Source organism: Bellilinea sp., from assembly GCF_053501535.1.
Map to the genome: position 1 here is coordinate 1 of NZ_JBRCOK010000139.1, position 8,626 is coordinate 8,626.

An 8,626-nucleotide genomic window follows, 5' to 3' on the forward strand; every position below is an offset into this window, starting at 1 on the left:
CCGTCTAAATACAATTGATAAAAACGATCCAGCGCGGCAGCCTGATTGGGCGGCGGTTCGCCCAGGGCGGCACAGAGTTTCTCGGTGCGCAGGCGCAAATTCGGCGAACGACGCGCAATCAGCCCGCCTTCCATCACCGAAACCGGCTCGATCAGGCTCTCATCCAGTCCAAAACGACGGGCAATACTCACCCCAAACTGATATTTGGACTGGCACTGGCTGCTGACGACGTGAAACAACCCCTCCGCACCCTTTTCCACCAGCCTCAATAAAAGGTCAGCCAGTTGAGTGGCTTCCAGCGGACAAAAGAACACATCCGTAAAGCCCCTGACCGGCTTGCCTTCTTTCAGGTTGTAGAAGAAAAACTCCCCCAAGCTGCGTTGACCGGAAAGACTCCAGCCGTAAAAGTTAACCCGCGCGACAATCGCCTGCGGACAGGCTTCCAAAACTTGCTGTTCGGCCTGCCATTTGCTGCGTGCATAAACGCTCAACGGATGGGGAGTATCTTCTTCAGTGTAATCCCCGCGCTGACCGTCAAACACGGCATCGGTAGAAAGATGAACCAATCGAAAACCGTGTCGCGCGGCTGCGCGCGCCAGCGCTGCCGGCAGCTCGGCATTTACCTGAAAGGCGCGCTGCGGTTGGCGCTCGCACTCATCCACATTCGCCATGGCGGCGCAGTGCAGCACCACCTGCGGCTGAGTCTGCTCCAGTACGGCTTCAAGCGAGGACGGTTCGGTCAAATCAGCAGCAATTTGATGAAAAGGTGGATTGCGCAGCAGGTTGCGATGCACTACCCCGCTGACCTGATGATCAGCATGGTAACGCAGGGCAAAATTCAACCCCAGCAGGCCGCTGGCACCGGTAACCAGAATACGCATCATTCCAGCGTTCCCTGTTTGTAAGCCTCTTCAATCGGTCGGATGATCTCACGGATTTTTTCAATGGTCAGCCAATCGGTGTTGGTGTTGCTGGCGTAGCGGAAATTATCCGGCAGCGGTTTACCGCGGCTTTCCCACTCGCGTCCAAACCAGAGCGATTCGGCTGGCTGAACCACATACATATCCTCCAGCTCAACCGTAGTGCGGGATTCGTCCTCCGAAATCAGCACCTCGTGCAGCTTTTCGCCGGGACGGATGCCAATCGTTTCGATTTCCGCCCGCGGTGCAACCGCCTTTGCCAGATCCACCACTTTCATACTGGGAATTTTGGGAACAAACACCTCGCCGCCCAGCATTTGTTCTGCACAGCGCAGCACAAAGCGCACTCCCTGCTCCAGCGAAATCCAGAAGCGCGTCATCCGTTTATCGGTGATGGTAATCACGCCGTTCTCACGCTGCTTGAGAAAGACCGGTACCACGCTGCCGCGGCTGCCGACCACATTGCCATAACGGACACACGCAAAGCGGGTCGCCATACCACCGGCATAACTGTTGGACTGGATGAAGAGTTTTTCGGCGGCCAGTTTGGTGGCGCCGTACAGGTTGACCGGGTTAACCGCCTTATCCGTGCTGAGGGCAATGACGCGGCTGACGCCGGCATCCAGTGCAGCGTCAATCACATTGCTGCTGCCGAGAATATTGGTTTTGATGGCTTCCATCGGGTTATATTCACAAGCCGGCACCTGTTTGAGCGCCGCCGCATGAACCACCACATCCACCCCGTTGAAGGCGCGGTGCAGACGGTCTTTATCGCGCACATCGCCGATGAAGTAACGAAGCCGTTTGTCATCAAAACCGGCCTGGCGCATCTCGTGCTGCTTCAATTCATCGCGGCTGAAGACAATCACCTTCAGCGGGCGGTACTCATCCAGCAGAATACGGATGAACTTCTTGCCAAATGAGCCGGTTCCACCGGTCACCAGTACTACTTTATCGCTCCAGTCCATACAGGGTTCCTCCACTTCCGCAGGGGCGGGCCATGCTGCCCATCCGTCAGCGGTTCGTTATCCTTTCGGTTTATGAATCACAATCAGGGGGTATTGACCCTTTTCACCAAAATAATGCGGGAAGCGCTCTTCCAGCGCGTATAACAATCCCAACCACAGGCGGCCGCCCAACGCCCGGTGAATCACCGCCCGCAGAAAACGCACACTGACGCTGCGCCAGACCCAAATTTGGGGCTGCAGGTCAGAAAGTTCACGGCGCAGCCAGCCGGCATCCAGTTTTTCCACAAACGTGCCGGTGGGGGTGGAATTCGCAGAGGATTCAGCCGTCTGGCCCGTTTTTTCAGGCCGGCTTTCTCTTCTCCGCAGACGGGCAATTGTTTTCCCGATGGTTTCCATCAGCCGCACCAGCCAGCCCAGGCGGCGCATCAGCGGCGAATCCGTCCAGCCGTTGACCACTGCCAGACTGCGCCCGCCTTTCAGGACGCGGTACAGTTCATGGTAGGCTTGTTTTTGTTCGCCCAAAGGCAGGTGATGGAGCGTGTGCAGGGAAACCACTCCATCAAAAACATCGCGGCGGAAGGGCAGGTTTGCCACATCGGCGACCACATACAAACCGTGTTCACCCAGCCGTTTACGGGCTTCCCGCAGAGCCAGGATCGAAATATCGGCACAAACGCGGTAGCGGTAGCCCTGTGAATAGGTCAGGTATTCAGGGTATTGAACCGGACCAGAACCGGCATCCAGCAGAAAATCTCCCTGCGCGGCCAGGTGGCGGTTAATGCGCAGGTGGCAGCGGTGAATGTACTGGCGAGAAACCGGGCGCAGGTCTTCGTAACGCGCGTTTTGATACAGACCGCTGCTTGCCTGCTGCCAGCCGATCTGATCATAAAATTCGCGTACTTTTTGCTTGACCTGCGTCTCGCTCATCTCTGGCCGCCCACCTTTCAGGACTTGCCGCCATTGTCCTTGATATAGTCCCAGTTGACTGGTTCGCCTGCCAGAAAACGGAACGAACGTCGGTAACCTTCGCTTTCGCTGCCGGTCAGGGCGGTTTTCAAATCGGTATTCTTGTAATCCTCCCATAGCCGTACCAGATGCCACGGGAAAGGCTGCGGGTAATCAAAGAAGAAGCGGTAAGCATACTGCCACGCCTGATTGACCTGTTCGCGGCTGAGGCGGTATTCAGGCGGGTTTTCCAGAATGTGCCCCAGCAGTTTGAAATACGCCACCCATGAATCGGGATCGTAAGTAAAGCCGCGTTCACGGTAATGAGTCTTTCCGGCCACAATGACTGGCAGCCCCATCATCGCCATTTCAAGTCCAACCGTGGTGGTATAGACCAGCCCTACATCGGCAACTTCCATCAAGTCGTAGGTGTTGATTTCATCCTTGGCGCGAATCAGACGGATATTCTCCGGCAGGCGCGGAAGCACCTCCTGTACCACATCAGCCATGGACTGACCATGAGTGAGCACCTCACCAGGGTGTATGCGAATGACCAGCTGCACATCCGGCCGGCCGATGAAGTATTGCACCGTACGGCTGATCCATTCCGCCATGGATTTGGAAAAGACCTGCCGCCCCAGCGTGAGGCTGTCGCCGAGGACGTTGGTGGCCAGCAGTACCACCGGGCGTTGATCCAGCCCCAGTTTTTGGCGGGCCTGCTCGCCGCCTTCGGCAGGCTTTCCCTGCCACAGACGGGCAAAGTTTTCCCACATCGAAGCGCGCTGGCGGGCCATCATCAGGCTGCGCATCCGTTCCAGTTGATCTTCGCGCAGCGGCTGATCTTTGCTGGCTTCCCATAATTTACTGGTATCCTGGCGCATCACTTCGCTGTTGTATGCCAGCCAGATGCGCTGGCGCTGGTCGCTGAATTCGTAGGTCACGGTTGGCAGTTTGAGATGGCGGGCAACCCGATACACCACACCCAGTTCCTGAATGGTGCCGTTGGGAACGATGACCACATCCGGCCGATTCTGTCGCAGATAAGCCAGCACCGCCTGGGCAATTTCCCGGTTGCGGCTGAAGCGCAATTTGAATATCTCGGACTGCGGGTCAATTTCCTCCACCTGTAAGGTGTACTGGGAGTCAAAGGTACTGACTTCCTGTACCGCGGCTGCAACGTCGGCGGGTAGGGGGGTGTAGGGTGCGCGTACCGAAACGAACGAAATCGAGTCCATCAATGGACGGGCTTCTTCCAGCACTTTGCGGGCATAGGCGTTCTGGCGGCGCAGGTCAAAGCGGTTGATGTCGTTTTGCCAGTCGGCGTAGGGCAGGTAACCCAGGGTAACTTTGTGTCCCTGAGCGGAAAGCGCCATCCCCACCAGCGCGGCATGTTCAATCCAGTAATGCAGCGTGGCAAAGATGAAAATCTTTTTGCCGGCAGGGGCTTTCTGGCATAGTTCGGCCGCCTGCGCTGTGATTTGGGGTAAATGCGCCTGCAAATTCCGCAGGGAAAAACGTGTGCGCAGCGGTTTACCGCGTTGGCGCACCAGATAGTACAATTCGGCTGTGAAGGGGATATTTCCCAGAATGCGTTTGATGGTATCTTTTCCAGAAGGTGTCATATGTCAAACTGCCTCAATTTTCCATTCCAGGCGCGGTCGTACCGCTCCCAAACGAGTTTCGGGCCATTGCGTGCCAGGAGCGCCGGTGATATCCACCGTAAAGGTGAGCGCCTGCTCATCCTGAAAATAACGGCGCACACGATACGAACTGGCATTAATTCCAATCACAAAACGGCCTTCGTTCAACAAATCCGCCGGCAGGGTGCAGCGGCTGAGATAATGCCCGGCCGGACGCACGGTCATTTTTTCAAATATGTGCGGGTCATCCGTGTCAAAGGAAGTGAAAATGGTTTCACCGCGCATACTCATCAGGTAAATGCCCACACGCAGACCGGTGATCGGCGCATCCAGACAGTACTCCACTTCCACTTGATTGGCTTCCGCCGAGCGGATGGAATTGACCACCTCGCCGCGCGGGTTGCGCAGGCGCACAGCCAGTGGACGGAAGGGCATTGCGCTGGTGGGAACTTCATCCGCCTCCCAGATGCGTTCTCCCTCGCGGCTGAAACCGCGCGAAAGATAATAATCCACTGCCTGCGGAGTGGGTGCGCGCAGCGCCAGCCGCCCTTTTTCGATCACCAGCGTTTCTTCGGTCAGGCGCAGGATGGCCGACATGTTATGGCTGACGAACAATACCGTGCGCCCTTCACGGGCAACATCCCCCATCTTGCCCAGACACTTGCGTTGAAACTCGGCATCTCCCACCGCCAGCACTTCATCCACCACCAGAATCTCCGGCTCCAAATGCGCCGCCACAGCAAACGCCAGCCGCAGGTACATGCCACTGGAATAGCGTTTGACCGGCGTATCTATGAATTGTTCCACTTCCGCAAAGGCGACAATTTCATCAAACTTGCGCTCGATCTCGGTACGGCGCATACCCAGAATGGCGCCGTTGAGAAAGATGTTCTCCCGGCCGGTCAGTTCGGGGTGAAAACCCGTGCCGACTTCCAGCAGTGAGCCAACCCGCCCGTGAATTTCGGCTTCGCCTTCGGTGGGTTCGGTCACGCGCGAAAGCAGTTTGAGCAAGGTGCTTTTACCGGCGCCGTTGCGGCCGATCACCCCCAGCACTTGCCCCTGTTTGACCTCAAAGGACACATCCCGCAAGGCCCAAATGGTCTCTTTGGGTTTCCTCTCACCGCCTTTGAGCAGGCTGCCCAACGATTCGCGCAGGGTGCGGTATCGCTGCTCATAAAGCGCACCGAGACGGTATTGTTTTCCTAAACGATTGGCTCGAATGGCAATATCGCTCATATCATATCCGCAAAGATGCGTTCCATACGCCGGAAGTAAAACAAACCCGACACGAACAAAACCAGCACCACCCCCGCCGAAACCAGCATGGAAAGACCCGGCGGGTTGGTGCCAAACAATGCCCAGCGGAAGCCCTGAATGACACCCACCATCGGGTTCAACGCATAAACTGCCTGCCAGAAGGGGGATACCGTAATGACTTCTGCCGAATAGACCACCGGTGAAGCATACATCCAGGCCGTCAGGAGGAACGGCACCATGTGCTGAACGTCGCGATACTGGACATTGAGCGCCGAAAGCCACAACCCCACCGCCAGGGCTGCCAAAAGGGCCAGCAGCAAAAAGAGCGGCAGCCAGAGCAGGCGGACGGTGAACGGCACACCGAAGTAAATCATCATGGCTGCCAGCACAAGGAAGGAAAACACAAAATCAACCAGGCCGGCCGCCACAGCCGAAAGCGGGATGATCAGGCGCGGGAAGTAGACTTTGGTCAACAGGTTGGCATTTGTCACCAGACTGACGCTGGCGCGCTGCAGCGCGCCCTGAAAGAACTGCCACGGCAGCAGTGCGGCAAAGCCGAAGATGGGGTAAAACTCGTTGGGGATACCGGCATCCGGCTTGACGCCCAGAAAGCGGTTGAAAATGACGGTGAAAATGACCATGCTGAGCAGCGGCTGAAAAATTGCCCAGCCAATACCCAGCAAAGCCTGCTTGTAGCGGACTTTAATATCCCGCCAGGTGAGGAAATAAACCAGCTCGCGGTATAGCCACAGGTCACGCAGGTTAATCGCAATCCAGCCGCGCGCCGGTCGGATAAAAGTCACGTTGGTTTGTGCTCGTTCTGCCATATGCGTTGATTTCTCGGCGGCGGGAGGAGGAATCTCCTGCCCGTCCATTCTTTCCTCAAGCCTTAACAAGGCGATTCTGGCGGTACCATTCAATCGTACGGCGCAGACCTTCTTCAAAATCCGTTTTGGCGCGAAAGCCAAAGTAACGTTCAGCCCGGCTGATATCCAGCGCACGGCGCGGCTGCCCGTTGGGTTTGCTGGTATCCCACACCAGTTTGCCTTCAAAACCGGTCAGGCGGCGGATCAACTCCGCCAGGTCGCGGATGCTGATTTCAAAGCCGGAGCCAAGGTTGACAGGGTCAGGGCCGTTGTAACGTTCGGTTGCTAACAAAATTCCCTCAGCGGCATCCTCGACGTACAAAAATTCGCGCGTCGGGCTGCCATCCCCCCACACTTCCACCGTTTCCTGTCCGCTTTCCTGTGCCTCGATGCATTTGCGGATCAAGGCCGGAATGACATGGGAAGATTCGAGGTCGAAGTTATCGCGCGGCCCATAGAGGTTGACGGGCAGGAGAAAAATCGCATTGAAACCGTACTGCTGGCGATATGCCTGGGCCTGCACCAGCAGCATCTTTTTTGCCAGCCCGTAAGGGGCGTTGGTTTCTTCGGGATACCCGTTCCACAGGTCATCTTCACGGAAAGGCACGGGGGTGTATTTGGGATAAGCGCACACCGTTCCAATGGCAACAAATTTTTCCACACCGCGTTTCCAGGCCTGATGCATCAGTTGCACGCCCATCATCAGGTTGTCGTAGAAGAACTCGGCCGGGTGCAGACGATTGGCGCCGATCCCGCCTACATGGGCAGCCAGATGAATGATCACATCCGGGCGGGCGTCGTCCAGCAGCCGTTCCACGTCCTGCGGCTGCACCAGATCATATTCCGGATAGCGCGGGATGAAAATTTCATTCGCGCCGCGCTGGCGCAGCTTTTCGGTCACAAACGAGCCAAGAAAGCCGGCGCCGCCGGTTACACACACGCGCCTGTTTTGCCAGAATGAAGGGGGGGTTGAATTCACGCTGTCTTATCCTCCTCGGTTTGAATGGTAACTTTCAGGCCTTGAATGGTCAGCATTGGCACGGCGGGGTCGTCCACAATGTGGATTCCCTGCTCCAGACAGGTGAGGCGGCAAACATCGGCAACATCACCATCTCCGCTCAGACGGACGGCGGAATAGCCCATTTTGCGCACCTCTGCCAGGGTATGAATCACCCGTGAACGTACCAGCCGGTAGAGTTGGAACGAATTTTGAATGTAATCCAAGGTGAGGCGGGCGCGCAGCGCCAGCCCCTCCGGGGTGATGATATACCGTAATTTACGGCGCTCTACGCGCCGCACCTTGACATACCCTTTGGCGATCAAACGTTTGAGGTGCCAGTTAATCGTTCCAACCGCTACACCCAGCTGAGCCGCTAACGAAGCCTGCGTGGCATCCGGATCCTGTTCGATTTTTTCGAGGATGACAAGGTCGCGAGTCGATTCGGTCGAAAGTTCGGTCATATTCTAAAATTCAGTGGCTGAATTATAAACCGGGCGGCAGTCTGGGTCAAGGGCGCACCCTACCCGTCAGAGCCAAAATACCGGCTACAGGGGAGATTGCAGCCGGTTTTTAACCAAACGCTAATCTTGTTAACTTGTGGCTGATTATGGCAGTACGGGTTGAAAGGCTGCATCCAGCTGACGGAAGTTAATGACCGCCAGACTGGTCTGGCAATTTGTGAGCATGGCAAAGTTAAGCGGTTCGGTGAGCGGCTGCGCCGCCAGATCGAACAACTGCACCCAAAAGATGCCCGGCGCAACCCCGTTGTGCAGGGTGACTTCATAACCGCCGGGGCCGTAGGCCGGAGCCAGGCCGGTAAATCCCAAAGTGTCCACATCCGTACCGGCCACATTGCCAACCACCGCAACGATGATGCCATTCAGCGGCCGGCCCTCCTCGTCAAAGACCTGGCCGGCTAAGCCCATCCACCCACAGGCCGGCTCAGGGTGGGCAAAGGGCGGGGCAAACAGCGGAGCCTGATCCAGTGGGATGAAGGGAGGCAGGGTTGGCGTTGGGGTGGGAGAAGGCA

General features: G+C 56.8%; 9 protein-coding genes. All 9 read right to left on the bottom strand.

The genetic code is table 11. From position 1 onward, the window contains the following. Positions 1 to 884: SDR family oxidoreductase (locus ACWIZX_RS12560; RefSeq protein ID WP_448336019.1), on the bottom strand; the 884-nt coding region annotated here is incomplete at its 3' end. Then, positions 881 to 1,888, bottom strand: coding sequence for a UDP-N-acetylglucosamine 4,6-dehydratase (inverting) (pseB, locus tag ACWIZX_RS12565; RefSeq protein ID WP_322793438.1), 1,008 nt, complete (start codon positions 1,886 to 1,888; stop codon positions 881 to 883). The genes ACWIZX_RS12560 and pseB, both read right to left, overlap by 4 nt. 57 nt (positions 1,889 to 1,945) lie before the next feature. Next, complete coding sequence (locus ACWIZX_RS12570; protein WP_448336020.1) at positions 1,946 to 2,815, bottom strand: class I SAM-dependent methyltransferase; 870 nt, start codon at positions 2,813 to 2,815, stop codon at positions 1,946 to 1,948. A 17-nt stretch (positions 2,816 to 2,832) separates the two neighbouring features. Then, positions 2,833 to 4,455: a capsular polysaccharide export protein, LipB/KpsS family gene (locus tag ACWIZX_RS12575; protein ID WP_322793436.1), complete on the bottom strand. Its 1,623-nt coding sequence runs from the start codon at positions 4,453 to 4,455 to the stop codon at positions 2,833 to 2,835. A gap of 3 nt (positions 4,456 to 4,458) precedes the next feature. After that, entirely contained in the window at positions 4,459 to 5,709 is a 1,251-nt protein-coding gene (locus tag ACWIZX_RS12580; protein ID WP_322793435.1) for an ABC transporter ATP-binding protein, read from the bottom strand. Further along, a complete protein-coding gene (locus ACWIZX_RS12585; protein ID WP_322793434.1) occupies positions 5,706 to 6,557 on the bottom strand; it encodes an ABC transporter permease in 852 nt (283 codons plus the stop codon). Before ACWIZX_RS12585 ends, ACWIZX_RS12580 begins: the two co-directional genes overlap by 4 nt. Positions 6,558 to 6,612: 55 nt before the next feature. After that, positions 6,613 to 7,575 (bottom strand): GDP-L-fucose synthase family protein, encoded by a 963-nt coding sequence (locus tag ACWIZX_RS12590; protein WP_322793433.1) that lies wholly within the window; start codon positions 7,573 to 7,575, stop codon positions 6,613 to 6,615. Next, the gene (locus ACWIZX_RS12595; protein WP_322793432.1) at positions 7,572 to 8,057 is read right to left on the bottom strand and encodes a winged helix-turn-helix transcriptional regulator; all 486 of its coding nucleotides are present in this window, start codon (positions 8,055 to 8,057) and stop codon (positions 7,572 to 7,574) included. Before ACWIZX_RS12595 ends, ACWIZX_RS12590 begins: the two co-directional genes overlap by 4 nt. A 144-nt stretch (positions 8,058 to 8,201) precedes the next feature. Continuing rightward, positions 8,202 to 8,626: hypothetical protein (locus ACWIZX_RS12600; RefSeq protein WP_448336021.1), on the bottom strand; the 425-nt coding region annotated here is incomplete at its 5' end.

What these genes read in the sequence shown, in the direction of transcription:
- pseB (WP_322793438.1), bottom strand. Translation starts at nt 1,888, where the DNA reads ATGGACTGGAGCGATAAAGTAGTACTGGTGACCGGTGGAACCGGCTCA.
- ACWIZX_RS12570 (WP_448336020.1), bottom strand. Translation starts at nt 2,815, where the DNA reads ATGAGCGAGACGCAGGTCAAGCAAAAAGTACGCGAATTTTATGATCAG.
- ACWIZX_RS12575 (WP_322793436.1), bottom strand. Translation starts at nt 4,455, where the DNA reads ATGACACCTTCTGGAAAAGATACCATCAAACGCATTCTGGGAAATATC.
- ACWIZX_RS12580 (WP_322793435.1), bottom strand. Translation starts at nt 5,709, where the DNA reads ATGAGCGATATTGCCATTCGAGCCAATCGTTTAGGAAAACAATACCGT.
- ACWIZX_RS12585 (WP_322793434.1), bottom strand. Translation starts at nt 6,557, where the DNA reads ATGGCAGAACGAGCACAAACCAACGTGACTTTTATCCGACCGGCGCGC.
- ACWIZX_RS12595 (WP_322793432.1), bottom strand. Translation starts at nt 8,057, where the DNA reads ATGACCGAACTTTCGACCGAATCGACTCGCGACCTTGTCATCCTCGAA.